Origin of the sequence: Cellulosimicrobium sp. PMB13 (assembly GCF_051294865.1) — a bacterium.
Taxonomy (GTDB): domain Bacteria; phylum Actinomycetota; class Actinomycetes; order Actinomycetales; family Cellulomonadaceae; genus Cellulosimicrobium.
This window is the reverse complement of record NZ_CP145910.1, coordinates 3,137,702-3,156,438: the sequence shown is the minus strand read 5'-3', so window position 1 is coordinate 3,156,438 and position 18,737 is coordinate 3,137,702. Positions and strand designations below refer to the sequence as shown.

General features: G+C 76.4%; 15 protein-coding genes. 9 read left to right on the top strand and 6 right to left on the bottom strand.

Annotated features, from left to right (window positions below; translation table 11 throughout):
- Positions 1 to 73: 73 nt before the first annotated feature.
- Genes V5D56_RS14225 through V5D56_RS14205 form a run of 5 tightly spaced genes read left to right on the top strand, consistent with a single transcriptional unit; the run spans position 74 to position 8,531 of the window.
- Positions 74 to 1,633 carry a pyridoxal phosphate-dependent decarboxylase family protein gene (locus tag V5D56_RS14225; RefSeq protein WP_435735949.1) on the top strand — a complete coding sequence of 520 codons (1,560 nt, stop codon included), beginning with the start codon at positions 74 to 76 and terminating at the stop codon, positions 1,631 to 1,633.
- The gene (locus tag V5D56_RS14220; protein WP_435735948.1) at positions 1,630 to 3,111 is read left to right on the top strand and encodes a lysine N(6)-hydroxylase/L-ornithine N(5)-oxygenase family protein; all 1,482 of its coding nucleotides are present in this window, start codon (positions 1,630 to 1,632) and stop codon (positions 3,109 to 3,111) included. Before V5D56_RS14225 ends, V5D56_RS14220 begins: the two co-directional genes overlap by 4 nt.
- Positions 3,108 to 5,606: a GNAT family N-acetyltransferase gene (locus tag V5D56_RS14215; RefSeq protein WP_435735947.1), complete on the top strand. Its 2,499-nt coding sequence runs from the start codon at positions 3,108 to 3,110 to the stop codon at positions 5,604 to 5,606. Before V5D56_RS14220 ends, V5D56_RS14215 begins: the two co-directional genes overlap by 4 nt.
- A 31-nt stretch (positions 5,607 to 5,637) precedes the next feature.
- Entirely contained in the window at positions 5,638 to 7,938 is a 2,301-nt protein-coding gene (locus V5D56_RS14210) for a penicillin acylase family protein (RefSeq protein WP_435735946.1), read from the top strand.
- On the top strand, positions 7,935 to 8,531 hold the full coding sequence (locus V5D56_RS14205) for a GNAT family N-acetyltransferase (RefSeq protein ID WP_435735945.1): 597 nt from the start codon (positions 7,935 to 7,937) through the stop codon (positions 8,529 to 8,531). The genes V5D56_RS14210 and V5D56_RS14205 overlap by 4 nt, the downstream gene beginning before the upstream one ends.
- A 16-nt stretch (positions 8,532 to 8,547) precedes the next feature.
- On the opposite strand, the gene V5D56_RS14200 is transcribed toward V5D56_RS14205, so the two are convergent.
- The 3 genes from V5D56_RS14200 to V5D56_RS14190 all read right to left on the bottom strand — a co-directional run bounded on the left by V5D56_RS14200 (position 8,548) and on the right by V5D56_RS14190 (position 10,225).
- Complete coding sequence (locus V5D56_RS14200; protein ID WP_435735944.1) at positions 8,548 to 8,910, bottom strand: ACT domain-containing protein; 363 nt, start codon at positions 8,908 to 8,910, stop codon at positions 8,548 to 8,550.
- 61 nt (positions 8,911 to 8,971) lie between these two features.
- Complete coding sequence (locus tag V5D56_RS14195; protein ID WP_435735943.1) at positions 8,972 to 9,226, bottom strand: DUF6480 family protein; 255 nt, start codon at positions 9,224 to 9,226, stop codon at positions 8,972 to 8,974.
- 141 nt (positions 9,227 to 9,367) lie between these two features.
- Complete coding sequence (locus tag V5D56_RS14190; RefSeq protein ID WP_435735942.1) at positions 9,368 to 10,225, bottom strand: SDR family oxidoreductase; 858 nt, start codon at positions 10,223 to 10,225, stop codon at positions 9,368 to 9,370.
- A 219-nt stretch (positions 10,226 to 10,444) separates the two neighbouring features.
- Here V5D56_RS14190 and V5D56_RS14185 point away from each other — a divergent pair, with 219 nt between their 5' ends.
- Positions 10,445 to 10,798, top strand: a complete 354-nt coding sequence (locus tag V5D56_RS14185) for a hypothetical protein (protein WP_435735941.1) — start codon at positions 10,445 to 10,447, stop codon at positions 10,796 to 10,798.
- Between the two features lie 88 nt (positions 10,799 to 10,886).
- Here V5D56_RS14185 and V5D56_RS14180 read toward each other — a convergent pair whose 3' ends face one another.
- From V5D56_RS14180 to V5D56_RS14170, 3 genes are read right to left on the bottom strand one after another with little or no spacing between them, the layout of a single operon-like run.
- On the bottom strand, positions 10,887 to 12,017 hold the full coding sequence (locus V5D56_RS14180) for an NAD(P)/FAD-dependent oxidoreductase (RefSeq protein WP_435735940.1): 1,131 nt from the start codon (positions 12,015 to 12,017) through the stop codon (positions 10,887 to 10,889).
- The gene (locus V5D56_RS14175) at positions 12,014 to 12,565 is read right to left on the bottom strand and encodes an isoprenylcysteine carboxyl methyltransferase family protein (protein ID WP_435735939.1); all 552 of its coding nucleotides are present in this window, start codon (positions 12,563 to 12,565) and stop codon (positions 12,014 to 12,016) included. Before V5D56_RS14175 ends, V5D56_RS14180 begins: the two co-directional genes overlap by 4 nt.
- The gene (locus tag V5D56_RS14170; RefSeq protein WP_435735938.1) at positions 12,562 to 13,728 is read right to left on the bottom strand and encodes a type III polyketide synthase; all 1,167 of its coding nucleotides are present in this window, start codon (positions 13,726 to 13,728) and stop codon (positions 12,562 to 12,564) included. The genes V5D56_RS14175 and V5D56_RS14170 overlap by 4 nt, the downstream gene beginning before the upstream one ends.
- 106 nt (positions 13,729 to 13,834) lie before the next feature.
- Here V5D56_RS14170 and V5D56_RS14165 point away from each other — a divergent pair, with 106 nt between their 5' ends.
- From V5D56_RS14165 to V5D56_RS14155, 3 genes are all read left to right on the top strand, one after another.
- Complete coding sequence (locus V5D56_RS14165; protein WP_435735937.1) at positions 13,835 to 14,722, top strand: UbiA family prenyltransferase; 888 nt, start codon at positions 13,835 to 13,837, stop codon at positions 14,720 to 14,722.
- Positions 14,723 to 15,084: 362 nt separating this feature from the next.
- The gene (locus V5D56_RS14160) at positions 15,085 to 16,839 is read left to right on the top strand and encodes an ABC transporter ATP-binding protein (RefSeq protein ID WP_435739045.1); all 1,755 of its coding nucleotides are present in this window, start codon (positions 15,085 to 15,087) and stop codon (positions 16,837 to 16,839) included.
- Positions 16,836 to 18,668 carry an ABC transporter ATP-binding protein gene (locus tag V5D56_RS14155; RefSeq protein WP_435735936.1) on the top strand — a complete coding sequence of 611 codons (1,833 nt, stop codon included), beginning with the start codon at positions 16,836 to 16,838 and terminating at the stop codon, positions 18,666 to 18,668. The genes V5D56_RS14160 and V5D56_RS14155 overlap by 4 nt, the downstream gene beginning before the upstream one ends.
- Positions 18,669 to 18,737 lie beyond the last annotated feature (69 nt).

The window sequence follows — 18,737 nt, the reverse complement described above, 5'->3', positions numbered from 1 at the left end:
CAAGCCATACCTCAGAATCTCCCGGTGCGCGGGTCGCGCCCGGTCCTTCTCCCTGCCTCGAGGAGCTTTTGTCATGCCCTCAGCACGACCACTCGTCGCGCCGGCCGCGTCCGCCGCGACCACGGCTCACGCCGTGTCGCCCTCGACCGCTCCCGCCGCCACGTCGTTGCTCACGACGGCGACCGCCGGTGCCTACGCGAGCACGCTGCACGCCGTCGTCGACGACGTCGCCGCCCGCGTGGCCGCCGTCTCCCAGCCGTGGTCCGGCGCGTCGCGCTCGCAGCTCGCCGCCCTGGTCGACGCCGTGGACCTCGACGCGCCGGGCGTCGGCACGGACGCCGCGCTGCGCGAGACCGCGGACCTCTACGCGACGCACGCCGTGTGGTTCCACGACCCCGCGTACGCCGCGCACCTCAACTGCCCGGTCGCGCTGCCCGCCGTCGGGGCCGAGGCGATGCTCGCGGCGATCAACACGTCCGTGGACACCTACGACCAGTCGACCGTCGCGACCCTCATGGAGCGTCGGCTCGTCACCTGGACCGCCGAGCGCGTCGGCTACGCGGCGGGCGACGGCGTGTTCACCTCGGGCGGCACCCAGTCCAACCTGCACGCGCTGTTCCTCGCCCGCGAGCACGCGGTCGAGCGCGAGCGGCGCACCGGTGCCGCCCGATCCGACGTGCTCCCGCGCCTGCGCGTGCTGACGAGCGCGTCCAGCCACTTCAGCGTCGCGCGCTCGGCGTTCCTCCTGGGGCTCGCGGACGACGCCGTCGTCACGGTCGCCGCCGACGCGGACGGCCGCCTCGACCCCGCGGCGCTCGCGGGCGCCCTCGCCCGCGTGCTGGCGGCGGGCGACGTCGTCATGGCCGTCGTCGCGACCGCCGGCACGACCGACCGCGGCTGCGTGGACCCGCTCGCGGCGGTCGCCGACGCGTGCGACGCGGCGGGCGCGTGGCTCCACGTCGACGCCGCGTACGGGTGCGGGCTGCTCGTCTCCCCGACGCGGCGCCACCTCCTGGACGGGATCGAGCGGTCGCGCTCGGTGACGGTCGACTACCACAAGGCGTTCTTCCAGCCGGTGTCCGCGAGCGCGCTGCTCGTGCGCGACCCGGCCGACCTCGCGCGCGTCGCGCACCACGCCGACTACCTCAACCCGCTCGAGAACGCCGAGCCGAACCAGGTCGACAAGTCGTTGCAGACGACCCGCCGGTTCGACGCGCTCAAGCTCTGGGCGACGCTGCGGGCGCTCGGCGCCGAGGGGATCGGGCGCATGGTCGACGCGGTGTGCGACCTCGCGGCCGCGGTGCACGCCGACCTCGCGGACGACCCGGACCTGCGCGTCGTCGCGCGCACCGACCTGTCCACCGTCCTGTTCCGCTACGAGCCCGCCGGGCTGGCGCGCGAGCACGCGGACCGGCTCGTCCCGCTCGTGCGGCGCGTGCTGTTCGAGTCGGGCCGGGCGCTCGTCGCCAAGACCGTGCTGGACGGCGTGCCGTGCCTCAAGCTCACCCTCCTCAACCCGGACGTCACGCTCGACGACGTGCGCCGCGTGCTCGACCTCGTGCGCACGACCGCCCAGGCGCTCGTCGACACCGACGAGCTGCTCGCCGACGACGCGACGGCGGTGGCCCGATGACCGCCGCGGTGCACGACGTCGTCGGGGTCGGGATCGGCCCGTTCAACCTCGGCCTCGCCGCGCTGTCCGCGCCGCTCGACGACGTCGACGCCGTGTTCCTCGACCAGGCGCCGGAGTTCCGCTGGCACCCGGGCATGATGATCGACGGCGCGACGATCCAGGTCCCGTTCCTCGCGGACCTCGTGACGATGGCCGACCCGACGTCGCCGTACTCGTTCCTCGCGTACCTCAAGGCGACCGGCCGGCTGTACCCGTTCTACATCCGGGAGTCGTTCTACCCGCTGCGCGCCGAGTACGACGCGTACTGCCGCTGGGTCGCGCAGCGGCTGCCGTCGCTGCGGTGGGGCCGGCGCGTCGTGTCCGTCACGCGCGACGAGGCGTCGGACACGTTCGTCGTGCGCGCCGAGGTGGTGAGCGCGGACGGCACCGTCACGGGCACCGAGGAGCACCGGGGTCGCCACCTGGTCCTCGGGGTCGGCACGAGCCCAGTCCTGCCGCCCGCGCTGCGCGCGCTCGCGGACGAGGTCGCCGCGGGCGAGCACCCGGGCGCCGGGCCGCTCGTGCACAGCGCGCAGTACGTGCCGCACCGCGACGCGCTCGCCGCGAGCGGGTCCGTCACGGTCGTGGGCAGCGGGCAGTCGGCGGCCGAGATCTACCGCGACCTGCTCGACGGCGTCCACGGGGGAGGCGGCGGTGGGATCGGCGCGGGAACCGACGGCTACCGGCTCGACTGGGTGACGCGCTCGCCGCGCTTCTTCCCGATGGAGTACACGAAGCTGACGCTCGAGATGACGTCGCCGGAGTACACCGACCACTTCCACGCCCTGCCGCTGGAGCTGCGCCAGCTCCTCGGGCGCGAGCAGCGCGGGCTGTACAAGGGGATCAGCGCCGACCTGGTCGACGACATCTACGACGCGCTGTACCGCCTGAGCCTCGACCGGCCGGTCCCGACGACCCTCCTCACCGACACCGAGGTCGTCGCCGCGCGCTACGAGCCGGCCGACGGCGCCGGCCCGGGGTCCGCGTCCGCTGCGGACGGCCCGGGGGAGTACGTCCTTCGCCTGCGCCACGCCCAGCTCGGTCGCGAGGTCGAGCGCCGGACGCGCGCGCTCGTCGTCGCCACGGGGTACGCCGCCACCGTCCCGGTGTTCCTCGACCCCGTGCGCCACCTGCTGCGGTTCGACGAGCTGGGCCGCTTCGACGTGGCCCGCGACTACACGGTCGACGCCGCGCGGCGCGTGCACGTGCTCAACGGCGAGGAGCACACGCACGGCCTCACCGCGCCCGACCTGGGCTTCGCGGCGTGGCGCAACTCCGTCGTGCTGCGCACCGTCACGGGCCGCGAGGTCTACCCGGTCGAGGAGCGCATCGCGTTCCAGCAGTTCGGCCTGCCCGACGACGAGCACACCCGCCCCGTCCCGACGCCACCGGGCGCGTCCGTCGACGGGACGGCCACCGCGAAGGAGGGGGCCCGATGACCACGACGGCCGAGACGACGACCGGGACCAGCACCGGGACGGCCATCGGGACGGCCACGGACCCGACGACGGGCGTGACGACGGGCGTGGCGCCCGTCGCCTCCTTCACCGTGCGGGTGCGCTGCGGCGAGGGTCGCGCGGACGTGCGCGTCGATCCCGTCGACCCCGCGCGCGACGCCGCGCTCGTGCAGGGCTGGCTCGCCGACCCGCGGTCCGCGTTCTGGCAGCTCGGCCACCTGGACGTCGACGGGGTGCGCGAGTACCTCGCCGGTGTCGCGGCGGACCCGCACGAGGACGCGTGGCTCGGCTACGTGGACGGCGCGCCCACGTTCCTCGTCGAGACGTACGACCCGACGCGCGTGACGCTCGCCGGCGTGCCGGAGGCCGTCGAGCTGCTCGAGCCGGGCGACGTCGGGATGCACCTGCTCGTCGCGCCGCCGGCCTCGGCGGCGGTGCGGCACGGGCTGACGTCCGCGGTCATGGCCGCCGTCGTGCGGTTCTGCCTGGCGCCGGACGGGCGGGGCGCGCGCCGCGTCGTCGTCGAGCCGGACGTGCGCAACGCCGCGATCGCGGCGAAGAACGCCGCCGCGGGCTTCCGCGTGCTGCGCGAGGTCGACCTGCCCGGCAAGCGCGCGCACCTCGCGGTGGCCACGCGCGCGGACCTCGACGCGAGCCCTCTCGGCGACGGCGTCGACCCCGCACCGCACCTGCGCCCCGACCTCGCCGACCGCGCGCACCGGCACCTCGTCGCGAAGACGATCGCCGAGCTGACGCACGAGCGGCTGCTCGCGCCGCGCACCCTCGTCGAGCCGGTCACGTCGAACGGGCCGGGGGAGTACGTCCTGGCCGTCGCGGGCGGCGCGGTCGAGTACCGCTTCACCGCCCGGCGCTACGCCCTCGAGCACTGGGTGATCGAGGAGCCGTCCCTGCGGCGCACGGTGCACGACGGCGCACGTGGTGCCACCCCGACCGACGCGCCGGTCGACGTGCTGGACCTCGTCGTCGAGCTCCAGCCGGACCTGCGCATCCCCGACGACCTGCTCGCGACGTACCTCGAGGAGGTGTCCTCGACGCTCGCGAGCGCGACCGCGAAGCTCGAGCGCGCGCGGTCCGCGGGCGGCCCGAGCGCTGCGGACCTGCTGGGTGCGTCCTTCCAGGAGATCGAGGCGGCGATGACCGAGGGGCACCCGGCGTTCGTCGCGAACAACGGGCGCATCGGCTTCGGGCTCGCCGAGTACCGCGCCTACGCGCCCGAGAACGCGGGCCGCGTGCGCCTCGTGTGGCTCGCCGCCCGCCGGGAGCACACGCACCTCGCGCTGGGCGCCGGGCTGGACGAGGGCGCGCACTACGGCGCGGAGCTGACGGCCGACGAGCGTGCGGCCTTCGCGGAGCGCCTCGCCGACCGGGGCCTCGACCCGGCCGACTACCTCTACCTGCCGGTGCACCCGTGGCAGTGGGAGCACCGCGTGCCCATCACGTTCGCGGCCGACGTCGCGCGCGGCGACCTCGTCCCCGTCGGCCTCGGCGTGGACGAGTACCAGCCGCAGCAGTCCATCCGCACGCTGTTCAACCTCACGCGGCCGGAGCGGCACTACGTCAAGGTCGCGCTCGCGATCCAGAACATGGGCTTCCTGCGCGGCCTGTCGCCCGCCTACATGCGCGCGACGCCCGCGATCAACGACTGGGTCGCGGACCTCGTCGCAGGCGACGCCGAGCTCCGCGGCAGCGGCTTCACGGTGCTGCGCGAGCTCGCCTCGATCGGGTACACGGGCGACGTCTACCACCGCACCGCGACCCCCTCGGCGCACCGCAAGATGCTCGCGGCGCTGTGGCGCGAGAGCCCCGTGCCGCGTCTCGCCCCCGGCGAGCGCCTCGTGACCATGGCGTCCCTGCTGCACCGTGACGCCCACGGCGCCGCGTACGCGACGGCCCTCGTCCGCGCGTCGGGCCTCGACCCGGCCGACTGGGTCCGGTCGTACCTGCGCGCCTACCTGCGCCCGCTCGCGCATGCGCTCCTCGCGCACGACCTCGCGTTCATGCCGCACGGGGAGAACCTCATCCTCGTCGTGCGCGACCATGTGGTGGTGCGCGCGGTCATGAAGGACATCGGCGAGGAGGTCGCCGTGCTCGGCGAGCGCGCGCTCCCGTCCGGTGTCGAGCGCGTGCGCGCCGTCGTCGACGACGCGGAGAAGGCGCTCGCGATCTTCACCGACGTGTTCGACGGCGTGCTGCGCCACCTCGCCGCGATCCTCGCCGGGGACGGGGCGCTGGCGGAGGACCGGTTCTGGTCGCTCGTCGGCGAGTGCTTGGACGACCACCGCGCCGCCCACCCGGACCTGGAGACCGGCGTCGACCTGCGCGCCCAGCGGTTCGCGCACTCGTGCCTCAACCGGCTCCAGCTGCGCAACACCCTGCAGATGGTGGACCTCGCCGACCAGTCCGCGTCGCTGCTCTACGCGGGCACGCTCGCCAACCCCGCCGCGCGGGGGCGCTGACGTGGCCTGCGACGCGACCAAGGGCTCGCCCGTGAGCGGCGACGCGACGGGTGGGTTCGAGCTCTTCCGCGACACGTGGGGCGTGCCGCACGTGCGCGCCGCCGACGAGCTCGCGCTGGCGCGGGGCCAGGGCTACGTGACCGCGCTCGACCGCGGGTGGCAGGTCGAGGTGGACCGGTGGCGCGCGGAGGGCCGCCTCGCCGAGCGCCTCGGCGAGCCGGGGCTCGTCTGGGACCGGTTCGCGCACCGCGTGCGCCTGGCCGACACCGCCCGGCGCGTGTACGCGGCGCTCGCGGACGACGACCGCGCGTGGGTCGACGCGTACACCGCCGGGGTGAACGCCGGGCTCGAGCGTGGGCGCGACCTGCCCGAGATGCACGCGCTCGCCGACCCGGGGTGGCCGGGCGGTGGCGAGGCGCCGCCCCACGAGCCGTGGCCCGCGTGGGCGCCGCTCGGCGTCTTCCTCGTCGCGCACGTGCTGTTCTCCGGCTTCCCGCACGTGCTGTGGCGCGACCACGTCGCCCGCACGCTCGGCCGGTCCGTCGCCGCGGCGGCTCCCGGGGACCCGGACGCCGTCGGCCGCGTGCTGGACCTGCTCGCCGTCGACGGCGGGCCCTCCTCCGGCTCGAACGCCTGGGCGCTCGCGGGGTCGCGCACGACGAGCGGCGCGCCCCTGCTCGCGGGCGACCCGCACCGGCTGCTCGAGCTGCCGGGCGTCTACCAGCAGGTCCGGCTCGCGTGCCCGGAGTACGACGTCGTCGGTCTCGCGTTCCCGGGCGTGCCCGGCGTGCTGCACTTCGGGCACGCCGGGGACGCGGCGTGGGGCATCACCAACGCGATGGCGCACCACGTCGACGTCTTCGCGGAGCGGCTGCGGCGCACGCCCGACGGCGCCGTGCACGCGTCGGGTCCGGACGGACCCGAGCCGGTGGACACGCTGACGGCGACCGTGCGGGTCCGCGCTGCCGGCGGCCCCGTGGAGCACGCTGTCGAGACGTGGGAGACCGCGCGCGGCGTCGTCGTGACGGGCGGGCCGGACGAGGGCGGGCCGGACGCGGGCGAGGCGGGACGCGCGTTCGCGGTCCGCCTCGCCGCGCGGGTGGACGCCGACCTCGGCGTGCGCTCGTGGCGACGGATGCTGCGGGCCCGTTCCGCGCGCGACGTCGCCGACGCGTTCGCCGGGTGGGTCGACCCCGTCAACCGGGTCCTCGCGGCCGACCGGGACACCGTGCTGAGCCTCACCGCCGGGCGCGTGCCGCACCGCGCGCCGCACGAGCGCGCGCTGCCCGTGCAGGCGTCGTCGGACGCCGCCCGGCCGCGGCCCTGGGTCGACCTGCCCGCCGCCGTGGTGGTCGAGGACGTCGCGGTCGACGCGAACGAACGACCCGACCGGCCCGGGATCGCCCTCGGGCGCACGTACGCACCGCCGCACCGCGCGCGACGGATCCGCGCGCTGCTGGAGTCAGCCGACGGGCCTCTCGGGCCGACAGACCTGGTGCGTGTGCACGGCGACACCCGGCTCGGCAGCGCCGACGCGCTCCTGGCCTTCCTCGACGGCTCGCCCGACGGCTCGCGCAGCGTGGCGGACGCACGGGACGTGGGTGACGCGCACGCCCGGGATCCCGAGGGAGCAGGGAGCCCGCCGACGCGTGCTGCGGCCAGTGCCGCAGCGGCGCGGCTGCTCGCGTGGGACCGGCACATGGACGCGGACAGCCCGGACGCGGCCCTCTACGCCGCGTGGAGGTCCGCCCTCGCGCGGCGCGTCGCCGCGCACCCGGCGCTCGCGCCCCTGCACGCACCGCACGGCCTCGACCCGGTCCTCGCGCCGTGGCTGTCGGTCACGTCGCGCGTCGCCGACGCCCTGCCGGCGCTGCTCGGCGCGTCGTGGCTCGGGATCGACGGCCGGGCCGAGGCGTGGTCGGCGCTCGCGGACGTCGCCGGCACGGGAGGCACGACGGCGCCTGGTCGGTCGTCCTCGCACCCGGTGACGACGTGGGGCGACACGCACCGGGTCCTCGGTCTCCACGCGCTGCTCGACGTCCCCGGTGCCGACGTGCCGCGGGTCGAGGGGGTGCCGCTGTCGGGGGACACCGACACGGTCCGCTGCACCGCGAGCGCGCCCGGCGTCACGGACATGTGCGTGCGGGGATCGGTCGCCCGGTGGGTCTGGGACCTCGCCGACCGCGACGCGAGCCGCTGGGGGGTGCCGTTCGGCGCGAGCGGCGACCCACGATCCCGGCACTTCGCGGACCAGCACCCCGCGTGGGCGGACGCCACCACCGTCCCGGTCGTCACCGACTGGACCTTGCTCGACCTCGAGGAGACCCGATGACCGCGACCGGACGCCTGGCGACGGGCGCGCCCGGCGAGCTGCTGCTGGCGCGGGACGTGCCGGGTGCGGGGCGCCTCACGGTGCGCGTGCTCGACCCGGACGCCGATCTCGACGTGTTGCACTCCTGGGTCACGCGACCTTGGGCCCGCTTCTGGGGACTCGGCGACCTCACCCCGGTCGAGCTGCGCGACCTGTACGCCTACGTGGGGTCGCTGCCCACCCACCACGCGTTCCTCGTGCGCTGGGACGAGAGGCCGGTCGCGCTCCTGCAGACGTACGAGCCCGAGCACGACCCGGTCGGCGAGTGCTACGACGTGCTGCCGGGCGACGTCGGCGTGCACTTCTTCCTCGGCGGTCGCGGCCCGCGGGGGACCGACCTGTGGGCCGCGCTGGGCACCGTGCTCGCCGAGTTCCTGTTCGCCGACCCGGGTGCGCGGCGCGTCGTCGTCGAGCCGGACGTCGCGAACGCCCGCGCGCACGCCCGCATGCGTGCTCTCGGGTTCGAGCTCGGCGACCCGGTGCGGGTGGGCGACAAGGAAGCCCTCCTGGCCTTCCTGCCGCGCGACCGCGCGACGGCGCTCGCGGCGCTGTGACGAGGGGCGCTCGGTGTCAGGGCACCGTGACGGCGTGCCCGGCCTCGCGCAGCGCGTCGACGGCTCCCTCGAGACGGTCCTGCGGCACCAGCACGAGGTCCGCGTGGAACGTCGAGGCGACGAACACCGGGACCGACGCGTCGGCGAGCGGGCCGACGACGGATGCCAGCACACCTGGCACGTCGAGCCCGTGCGGCTCGGCGTAGAACCCGGCCCAGCGCTCGCCGTCGCCGCCCCACGGGGACGCGTGCCGCAGCACCGTCAGTCCCTCGGGCGCGCGCACGAGCGCGACCCACTCGTCGTCCTCGGGGAACGTCGCCCCGGGGTCGTGGGCGAGGACGAACCGGTCGGGCAGGACGCGCAGTCGCAGGGTGTGCACGCCGGGACGATAGCGGCCGTCGCCCACGCGCACCGGGGACGGCCGCGGCGACGGAAGGCTGTCAGCCGAGCAGACCCGCGGCGTAGCCGACGAAGAACAGCGCGGTCAGCACCGCGACACCGCCGATCACGCCGATCCAGACCCACGGCACCGCGCGGTGCGGTCCGTGCTCCTCGTGGCCCTGCGGCGCGCTCACCTGGTCCTCGGCGGGCGGCGTCTCGCCGGGCTGCACGTCACCGCTCGCGGAGAAGTCCGCGGCGGGGGAGCGGCCGGTCGAGTCCGTGGGGTCGGGGTCGGCCGGGGTGCTGTGCGTCATGGGTGGTCTCCTCGGACGGGTCGGTGCATGTCGTGCGCAGCGGCCGGCGTGGCCGCGTCGGGTGGTGTGGAGGCCGGGCCGCGTCGGCGTGCGACGGCTCGGGGCGGGTCAGGGGCGGGTCAGGGGCGGGTCAGGGGCGGGTCACGGGCGGCGCCAGTCGTCGGAGGTCAGGTGCGAGCCGGCCATGGGGCCCATGGTCAGCATGCCGCCGTCGACGGCCCACGACGCGCCGGTGACGTACGAGGCCGACGGCCCGCACAGGAACGCGACGACGGCCGCGACCTCGCGCGCGTCTCCGGGCCGGCCGAGCGGCACGCCGGGCCGGTGCGTGGTGTGGGGATCCTCGTCCTCCTGCCCGGTCATCGGCGTCGCGATCTCTCCGGGCGCCACGGCGTTCACGGTGATGCCGTGCTCGGCGAGCTCGAGCGCGGCCACCTGCGTGAGGAGGCCGAGCCCGCCCTTGGCCGCGCAGTAGGGGCCGGCGCCGACGCGCGGCGCGTGCTCGTGGACGCTCGTGACGTTGACGACCCGGCCGCCTCGCCCGCCCGCGATCATGTGGCGCGCCGCTGCCTGCAGCAGGACGAACGGGCCGTCGAGGTCCGTCTCCAGGACGCGGCGCCACGTCGCGAGGTCCAGGTCGAGGAGCAGCGTCGAGGTGCCGGTGCCCGCGACGTTGACGAGCGCGTCGAGACGGCCGGTCTCGCCCACGATCTCGTCGAGCGCCGGGGCGATCCCGTCCAGGTCCGTGACGTCGAGCCGGCGCAGCACCGTCCGCGCGCCCGCGTCGCGCACCTCGCGCTCCGTGCGCTGCGGGTCGTGCTCCTCGGCGTACCAGGTGAGGACGAGGTCGAACCCCGCCTCGGCGAGCGCGACGGCGGTCGCGCGACCGATGCCGGACTCCGAGCCGGTCACCAGCGCGACGGGGCGGCCGGTGCCGGCGTCCGGCCCGGTCGAGGACCGCGGGTCCAGGTCGGGTGCGGCGGACGCGTCGTGGCTCATCGGGTCAGCCTGGCCGTGGCGCACCCTGCCCGCACGCGGAGCGGCACGGTGGCACGGGTCCGAGGCGAGCGGGGGTCCGGCGCGGCCGCGGTGCGAGCGGGGGTGCGAGACGGGGTGCGCGACGCGTGCACGACAGGGTCTCGGGCGGGGTGCGGGTGCGGGGGCCCGTGCCTACGGTCGCGAGGAGCGCCGCACGGCGCACGGACCGAGGGAGGACGCATGACCGACCAGCCCGCACCCGCCCACGACGACCTGCCGCTGCCCGACTACGACCACCTGTCGCTCGGCACCGTCACGCACCGCATCCGCAGCCTGGACCGCGCCGGGCTCGAGCAGGTGCTCGCCTACGAGCGCGCCCACGGCGACCGGCTGCCCGTGCGCACCGTCATCGAGGAGCGCCTCGAGGAGCTCGACGGCGGCGCCCAGCCGTCCGGCGGCGACCCGGCGGCCGCCGTGCCCCAGCGGGCGCCGGCGCCGGACGCCGGGAGCCCCGTCGATCCGGCGACGCAGGGCCCGGTGCAGAACCCGCCGTCCCAGGGCGTCCCGACCAACCCCGCCCAGCCGCGGCGCTGACCGCCGCTCGCGACCCGCTCGCGAGAGGCTGCTGATCGGCCGCTCACGACGCGTGCTCGACCGGCGGGACGACGGCGTCCGTCGCGCCTCAGCGCGCCAGGCGCTCCACGACGGCCGCGTACAGCCACGGGGCGGCGCTCGCGGCGGGGACGATCGCCCCGCGGACGGGGCTCGCGGCCCAGGCGAGCAGGCCCGTGGTCAGCACGCGGTAGTCCCGCGTGGCCCGCACCCACGCCCGCTCGTACGCCGCGGCGTCGTCCAGGTGACGGACCGCCGCCTGCGCCTGGGCGAGACCCACGCGCACGCCTTCGCCCGTCAGCGCGTCGACGTAGCCCGACGCGTCCCCGACGAGGCGCACCCGGCCGGCCGTGCGGCGTCGGGCCCGACGGCGCAGCGGCCCGGCCCCGAGGACGCGCCCCACGACCTCCGCGCCGTCCAGGCGCTCCGCGAGCTCGCCGAAGGGCGCGAGGCGCGGTGCGACCCCGGCGCGAGCGGCGTCCTGCGGACCGTCGTGGTCCGCGTCGCCACCGCGAGGTCCGAGGACGGCGACGCCGACGAGGTCCGGGCCGACCGGCGTGACGTAGGCCTCCTGGTGCGCGGCCCAGTGCACCTCCACGAGATCGGTCCAGGGCGCGACGCGGTAGTGCGTGCGCAAGCCGTATCGGGAGGCGGCGAGCCGGTAGGGCGCGCCCTCGAGGCCCGCGAGGCGGCGCACGGTCGAGTGCAGGCCGTCGCACCCGAGGACGTACCGGGCGCGGACCTGCTCGTGCTCGTCCGAGGGGCCCGGCCCGGGACCGGCGAGCAGGACGTCGACGCCGTCGTCGTCCTGGTGCAGGTCACGCACCGTCGCGTGCCGCACCTGCGAGTCGAGCGCGACGGCGCGCGCGTGCAGGGCGGCGTGCAGCGCCGTGCGGCGCACCCCGCGCCCGGGACCGGCGGCGAACGGGTGGTCGGCGTGCCGGACGCGCCCCCGGCGGTCCACGTCGCGGTAGCTGATCCCGGCGAGCGTATGGCCCGGCGGGTCCACGCCCAGGGCCCGCACGGCGGCGAGCGCGCCGGGGAGCAACCCTTCCCCGCACGCCTTGTCGAGCGCGCCGTCGACGACAGCGCCGCGACGGTCCACGACGAGGACGTCCAGGCCGGCGCGCCGCGCGTGCACGGCCGCGGCGAGGCCCACGGGCCCGCCGCCGACGACGAGCACGTCGACGCGTCCGGTCACGAGCGGGCCGGGCCCTGTCCGGCGGGCGCGTGCGGCAGCAGGGCGAGGGCGCGCTCCTCGGCGGGGATCCGGAACCGCGCGAGCAGCACGGCGTTGAGCACGGTGAACACGAGCGCCGTGACCCACGACGTGTGCACGAGCGGCAGCGCGAAGCCCTCGACGACGACGGCGACGTAGTTCGGGTGGCGCAGCCACCGGTAGGGCCCGCGGTTCACGAGCGGCAGTCCCGGGACGACGATCACGCGTGTGTTCCAGCGGGGACCGAGCGTCGCGATGCACCACCACCGCAGCCCCTGGCTCGCGAGGACGAGCGCGAGCATCGGCCACCCGAGCCACGGCAGGAACGGACGGTCCGCGAGCCACGCCTCGGCGACGCACGCGACCAGGAGCCCGGTGTGCAGCGCGACCATCGCGGGGAAGTGGCCCCGGCCCGTCTCGATCCCGCCGCGCGCGAACGACCAGCGCGCGTTGCGTGCCGAGACGACGAGCTCGGCGAGCCGTTCCAGGGCCGTGGCGCCGACGAGCGCGACGTACCAGGCGAGGCTCACGCGGAGGTCCGACCCGTCGCGGCGGCGCGCGCCCGCACCGGTCCCGACCGCGGCGGGCCGTCGAGGCGCAGGAGCACGAGCTCGGTGCTCACCCCGGGGCCGAACGCGACGAGGACGGCGGGGGACCCCGCGGGTGCGGTGGAGGCCGCGAGCGTCGCGTCGAGCACGTGCAGCACCGACGCGGACGACAGGTTGCCCGCCTCGCGCAGGCTCGCCCGGCTGTGGCGCAGGTCCTGCTCGTCGAGGCCGAGCGTGTCGCGCACCGCGTCGAGGATGCGGGGCCCGCCGGCGTGCACGACCCACGTCGGCACCTGCGAGGGCTCCAGGTCGTGCTCGACGAGCAGCGCCTTGACGTCCCCGAGGAGGTGGGCCCCGACGAGCTCGGGCAGGCGTGCGGACAGCACCACCTGGAACCCCGTGTCGCGCACGCGCCACCCGAGGTCGCCGGTCGTGCCCGCGTGCAGCGTCGAGCGGGAGTCGACGACGCGCGCGGTGCGGTGCGCGTCGGACTCCCGGCCCGCGTACCCGGCGGCGAACCGCGGACGCGCGAGCGGGTGCTCGTCGCCGACGAGCACGACCGCCGCAGCGCCGTCGCCGAACAGGCCGGAGGCCGCGAGGTTCGCCGTGGAGTCGTCGCCGTGCTGCAGCGTCAGCGAGCACAGCTCGACGGCGATCAGGAGGGCGACGTCGCGCGGGCGCCCGCGCAGCAGGTCGTCGGTGCGCGCGAGACCGGCCGCCCCGCCCGCGCAACCCCATCCGAACGACGGCGTGCGGCGCACGTCGCTGCGCAGCCCCAGGCGCTCGGCGACGAGCACGTCCACCGACGGCGCGCCGATGCCCGTGACCGACGTCATCACCACGTGGTCCACCTCGTGCGCCGTCAGCCCGGCCTCCTCGAGCGCACGGGCCGCGGCCTCGGCGGTAAGGTCCGTGGCGACCTCGAGGAACGCGTCGTTCGACGCCCCGAACGTGCGCAGCCCCGCGTACGCGTCCAGCGGCAGCGCGAGGTGCCGGGTGTCGACGCCCGCGTGGGCGTGCAGGCGTCGCGCCACCGCGGCACGGACGGGGTCGTCCGTCAGGAGCGGGGCGATGACGTCGGAGATCTCGGACTGGGTGTGGCGGCGGTCCGGCAGCGCGGTCCATACCGCGGCGACGCGCGACATGTCCGCATCGTCCCACCGGGGTCACGGGTTCGCGCGGTGAGCGCGGTCCGGGCGAGCACCGGGGCTCGGGGGGTCGGGTCGGACCGCCCGCTGCTAGCGTTCCCGCATGGCGCACCCGACCCGACCGGGCGGCGCCCGCACGGGCACGCCCGCGCGGGCGGTCACGCTGCGCGGCCTCGTCGTCGCCGCGCACGCCGCCCCCGCCGCGCTCGTCACCGCGCTCGCGTGCGCGCTGTCGCTCGGCATCGGCTCGGGCTCCGGGACGACGGCGCTCGTCACCGGCGCCGTGCTCTGCGGGCAGCTCTCCGTCGGCTGGTCGAACGACTGGATCGACGCGCCCCGCGACCTCGCCGTGGGCCGCGTCGACAAGCCCGTCGTCGCGGGACTCGTCACGCCGGCCGGGCTGCGCGGCGCGGCGCTCGTGGCGCTCGCGGCCTGCGTCGTGCTGTCCCTCGCGACCGGGCTCGTGCCCGGCCTCGTGCACCTCGTGGCGGTCGGCGGCGCATGGGCGTACAACGCGGGCCTCAAGGCGACGGCGTGGTCCTGGGCGCCGTACGCGGTCTCGTTCGCGCTCCTCGCCGTGTTCGTCGTGCTCGCGGCGCCCGGGGACGCCGTGCCCGCGCCGTGGGCGCTCGTGGCGGCGGCGCTGCTCGGCAGCGGCGCGCACGTCGCGAACACGCTGCCCGACCTCGAGGACGACGCCGCCACGGGGGTGCGCGGCCTGCCGCACCGGCTCGGCCGCCGCACGGCGAGCGTGCTCGCCCCCGTCCTGCTGGGCACGGCCGTCGTGGTCGTGGTCCTGGCTCCGTCGGGACCGCCGGAAGCGGCCGCGTGGGTGGGCGGCGCGCTCGCGCTCGGCGGGGCCGGCACCGCGGGGGTCGTCGGTGCCGTCCGACCGACCTCCCGGGCACCGTTCGCCCTGTCGATGGCGGTCGCAGCGCTGTGCGTCGTGCTGCTCGTCCTGGCCGCCCCGGAGGTCGCGGTCGCCGGTTGAGCGATCGCCGGTCGAGCGGGCCCGGCGCCGTGTATCGGCAGGCGAGACGGGCCAGTCGGGTCGTGAGGAGCGTCGGCGGCTGGTGGCAGGATGTCGGGCAACCCCTTCCCCGCGCTCCGAGAGGTCGCTGCCGACCCGTGCCCGCACAGCCCGCCCGCGCCGTCCCCCCTACCGCCCCCGCTGCTCCTGCCGCTCCTGCCGCACCGTCGGCGCGCGGGTCCGGGCCCGTCGTCGGCTCGGCCCCCGGAGCGGCCCCCGGGTCGGCCGCCGGCCCGGTGACCTCCCGGCCGACGTCGACCGTCGCGTCGCTGCGCCGCCTGTACCCGTTCGTCCGGCCCGCGCTGCCCCGGCTCGTGGGCGGGATGCTCGCCGCGCTCGGGGCGAGCCTCGCGGCGCTCGCCATCCCGCGCGTGCTGGAGCGCGTGGTCAACGGTCCGCTCGCCGCCGGGGCGCGCGAGCACGACACGGGCGCCCTCGCCGGCGCGGTCGCGCTCGTCGCCGGCCTGGGGCTGCTGGAGGCGGCGTTCATCCTCGCGCGGCGCAGCTTCGTCATGCTGCCGGGCACGCACGTCGAGGCGCGCATGCGGGTCGCCCTGTACCGGCACCTGCAGGACCTGCCGGTCGCGTTCCACGACCGCTGGGCGGGCGGACAGCTCCTGTCGCGGTCGATGAGCGACCTCGGGCTGCTGCGCCGGTGGCTCGTCTTCGGCATGCCGACCCTGGTCGTCTCGGCGACCACGATCGTCGTCGGGGTCACGATCCTCATCGTGACCGGCGGGGTGCTCGGGCTCGTGTACCTCGCGGGCGCCGTCCCCGTGACGATCCTCGCGTTCCGCTTCTCACGCCGGTACCGGGCGATCTCGCGCCTGTCGCAGGACCAGTCCGGCGACCTCGCCACGACCGTCGAGGAGTCCGTGCACGGCATCCGCGTCCTCAAGGCGTTCGGCCGCGGGCGGGACGCCCTGGACGCGTTCACCGAGCAGGCCGACCGCCTGCGGCGCACCGAGATGGCGAAGGCGTCGACGCAGTCGACCGTCACGGCGGCGCTCACCGCGATCCCGGAGCTCACGCTCGGCGTCGCGCTCGTCGTCGGGGTGCTCCAGGCCGCGGACGGGCAGATCAGCGTGGGCGCGCTCGTCGCGTTCTTCGCCACGGCCGCCGTCGTCAACACGCCCGTCGTCGACCTCGGCATGACGCTGTCGATGACGCTCAACGCCCGCACCGCCGTCGACCGGTACTTCGAGGTCCTCGACACGGAGAACGACCTCACCGACCCGGACGCGCCGGTCGACCTGCGCGAGCCGCGCGGTGACGTCGCCCTGCGCGGCGTGACGTTCCGGTACGACGACGCGGCCGAACCCGTCCTGCGCGACGTCGACCTCGAGCTGCCCGCCGGGACGACGACCGCCCTGGTCGGCCTCACCGGCTCCGGCAAGAGCACCCTCGCGATGCTCGTCCCGCGCCTGTACGACGTCACCGACGGCTCCGTGCGCCTCGACGACGTCGACGTGCGCCACCTGGCCCGCACGACGCTGCGCACCCACGTCGCCGTCGCGTTCGAGGACTCGACGCTGTTCTCCGCGTCCGTGCGCGACAACGTCCTGCTCGGCGCGCCGGGCGATCTCGACGACGCGGCGCGCGACGCGCTGCTCGCCGAGGCGCTCGACGTCGCGCAGGCCGGGTTCGTGCACGACCTGCCGGACGGCGTCGGCACGACGATCGGGGAAGAAGGGCTGAGCCTGTCCGGCGGGCAGCGCCAGCGCCTCGCGCTCGCGCGCGCCATCGCCGCCCGACCCCGCGTGCTCGTCCTCGACGACCCGCTCTCGGCGCTCGACGTCGCCACCGAGGAAGCCATCGAGACGCGGCTGCGCACCGTCCTCGCAGGCACCACGACGCTCGTCGTCGCCCACCGGCCCTCGACCGTCGCTCTCGCCGACCGGGTCGCCGTGCTCCAGGGCGGGCGCATCACCGCCGTCGGGACGCACGCCGACCTGCTCGCCCACGACGCGCACTACCGGCACGTCATCTCCAGCCTCGAGTCCGACGCCGCCGCGCACGGCATCGGCCAGCACGACGACGAGCACGAACCCGGCACCGGACGGACGGAGGACGCATGAGCACGCGCCGTGAGACCGAGCCGACACCGCGCGGCGTCGCGGGGGAGGAGGACTCCCACCTCGACCGCGCGCGCAGCCGCGCCGTCAGCGCACGCTCGCGCGCCCTCCTCGCGGACCTGCTCCGAGCGCGCCGCGGCGCGCTCGCCGGCGCCGCCGTCCTCGTCGTCGTCGCCACCGCAGGCCAGGTCGCCGGGCCGGCGCTCATCGCCGTCGGGATCGACCGCGCGCTGCCCGCGCTGCGCGACGGCGACCCCGCACCCCTCGCCGTCGTCGGCGCGGTGTACGTCCTGGCCGCCCTCGCGGCCGGCTTCGCGATCGGCGCGTACGTGCGGGCTGCCGCGCGCATCGCGCAGGCCGTCCTGCTCGACCTGCGCCGCCGCGTGTTCCGCCAGACGCAGCGCCTCTCGCTCGAGTTCCACGAGTCGTACACGTCCGGGCGGATCATCTCCCGCCAGACGTCCGACCTCGAGGCACTGCGCGAGCTCCTCGACGGCGGCCTCACGGGCGTCGTGTCGAGCGTGCTGTTCATGGTGTTCACCGGGATCGGCCTCTTCCTGCTCGACCCCGTCAGCGGCCTCGTCCTCGCCGTCGCCGTCGTGCCCGCCGCGCTGCTCACGCGCTGGTTCCAGAAGCGCTCACAGCGGTTCTACCGCGCCTCGCGCGTCGCGTCGGCACGCCTCATCGTGCACTTCGTGGAGACCATGACCGGGATCCGCGCCGTCCAGGCCTTCCGCCGCGAGGCCGCCGACGCGCGCACCTATGCGGAGCTCGCCGAGGACTACCGCGCCGCCAACGCCCGGTCCTTCGGGCTCAACGGCCGCTACGACCCCGGCCTCGTCGTCATCGGCAACGCGACCGTCGTCGTGGCGCTCGCGGTCGGCGGGTGGCGCGTGCTCGACGGCGCGATGGACGTCGGCGTGCTGGCCGCGGTCCTGCTGTACACGAAGCGGTTCTTCGGGCCGATCCAGCAGCTCGGGATGTTCTACAACTCGTTCCAGTCGGCCTCGGCGGCGCTGGAGAAGATCTCGGGGCTGCTCGAGGAGGAGCCGACCGTCGCCGAGCCGCGCCACCCGGTGCCGCTCCCGGCGGCGCGCGGCGAGCTGCGCCTCGAGCACGTGCGGTTCGGCTACGGCGCCGGGCGGACCGTGCTGCCCGACCTGGACCTCACGATCCCGGCCGGCCAGACGGTCGCGCTCGTCGGGACCACGGGGGCGGGCAAGTCGACCCTCGCGAAGCTCGTGACGCGGTTCTACGACGCCACCGACGGCACCGTGCGGCTCGACGGCGTCGACGTGCGCGACCTGGCCTCGCGCGACCTGCGGCGCGCCGTCGTCATGGTCACGCAGGAGGCGTACCTGTTCAGCGGGTCGGTGCGCGAGAACATCGCCCTCGGGCGCCCGGACGCGACCCAGGCCGAGATCGAGGCCGCCGCGCGCGCGGTGGGCGCGCACGAGTTCGTGCTGAGCCTGCCCGACGGCTACGACACCGACGTCAACAAGCGCGGCGGACGCGTGTCCGCCGGGCAGCGCCAGCTCCTGTCGTTCGCGCGCGCGTTCCTCGCCGACCCGGCGGTCCTCGTCCTCGACGAGGCGACGAGCTCGCTCGACCTGCCGGGGGAGCGGCTCGTCCAGGAGGGGCTGCGGACCCTGCTCGCCGACCGGACGGCGATCATCATCGCCCACCGGTTGTCGACGGTCGCGATCGCCGACCGCGTCCTCGTCATGGCCGACGGCCGCGTCGTCGAGGACGGGACGCCCGCCGAGCTCGTCGCGACGCAGGGCGGGCGCTTCGCCGCGCTCGACGCCGCGTGGCGGGCCTCGCTGGTCTGAGCCGCCACACCCTCCGACCGCCGAGCACGGGATCGTCCACCGGATTCCCCAGGATCCGGTGGACGATCC

What these genes read in the sequence shown, in the direction of transcription:
- V5D56_RS14225 (WP_435735949.1), top strand. Translation starts at nt 74, where the DNA reads ATGCCCTCAGCACGACCACTCGTCGCGCCGGCCGCGTCCGCCGCGACC.
- V5D56_RS14220 (WP_435735948.1), top strand. Translation starts at nt 1,630, where the DNA reads ATGACCGCCGCGGTGCACGACGTCGTCGGGGTCGGGATCGGCCCGTTC.
- V5D56_RS14215 (WP_435735947.1), top strand. Translation starts at nt 3,108, where the DNA reads ATGACCACGACGGCCGAGACGACGACCGGGACCAGCACCGGGACGGCC.
- V5D56_RS14205 (WP_435735945.1), top strand. Translation starts at nt 7,935, where the DNA reads ATGACCGCGACCGGACGCCTGGCGACGGGCGCGCCCGGCGAGCTGCTG.
- V5D56_RS14195 (WP_435735943.1), bottom strand. Translation starts at nt 9,226, where the DNA reads ATGACGCACAGCACCCCGGCCGACCCCGACCCCACGGACTCGACCGGC.
- V5D56_RS14190 (WP_435735942.1), bottom strand. Translation starts at nt 10,225, where the DNA reads ATGAGCCACGACGCGTCCGCCGCACCCGACCTGGACCCGCGGTCCTCG.
- V5D56_RS14185 (WP_435735941.1), top strand. Translation starts at nt 10,445, where the DNA reads ATGACCGACCAGCCCGCACCCGCCCACGACGACCTGCCGCTGCCCGAC.
- V5D56_RS14170 (WP_435735938.1), bottom strand. Translation starts at nt 13,728, where the DNA reads ATGTCGCGCGTCGCCGCGGTATGGACCGCGCTGCCGGACCGCCGCCAC.
- V5D56_RS14165 (WP_435735937.1), top strand. Translation starts at nt 13,835, where the DNA reads ATGGCGCACCCGACCCGACCGGGCGGCGCCCGCACGGGCACGCCCGCG.
- V5D56_RS14160 (WP_435739045.1), top strand. Translation starts at nt 15,085, where the DNA reads ATGCTCGCCGCGCTCGGGGCGAGCCTCGCGGCGCTCGCCATCCCGCGC.
- V5D56_RS14155 (WP_435735936.1), top strand. Translation starts at nt 16,836, where the DNA reads ATGAGCACGCGCCGTGAGACCGAGCCGACACCGCGCGGCGTCGCGGGG.